Raw genomic sequence first — 444 nt, 5'->3', positions numbered from 1 at the left:
GTTGAAGTCCGCAGGCAAGCGTCCCTCAGTATCTTGCAGTGCGCCAAGCAGTTCACTCATGCGGAAGATCAGCGGTACAGCACAGTAGAGATTGGCTTGCTCGGCTAGCTCACGTAGCCGTGTGACCTGTGCCATGTTGATGCCGCAGGGCTTTTCCAGGGCAAAGGGAATGTTTCGTGCAATCACGGCCTCTGCCAGCGACGGCATTTCCGAATGCCTGCCGAACACGAAAGCAAAATCGACCTCCTCGCGCTCAAGCAACTCATAGGATGAGCTATACAACGCGCATTTGAATCGCTCGGCAATTGCTTCACCCTTCACGTGCTCCGAATCCGATACGGCCACCACTTGGACCCCGTTGGTCTCAAGAGCATTCAGATACAGCGGGACATGCCAATGGCTGACCTCCAGTAACGCAACTTTCATGTGTACTCACTCCTGGCG

1 protein-coding gene is annotated in these 444 nt (G+C 55.0%); it reads right to left on the bottom strand.

Going from position 1 to position 444, the window contains the following annotated elements:
• A partial coding sequence (locus tag AC1DLB_RS32115; protein ID WP_477786550.1) for a Gfo/Idh/MocA family oxidoreductase occupies nucleotides 1-426 on the bottom strand: 426 nt, incomplete at its 3' end.
• Between the last annotated feature and the right edge of the window lie 18 nt (nucleotides 427-444).

Source organism: Pseudomonas sp. 05N434, from assembly GCF_056396965.1.
Note: the sequence above shows the minus strand (reverse complement) of the source record. Positions and strands in the feature narration are given on the sequence as shown.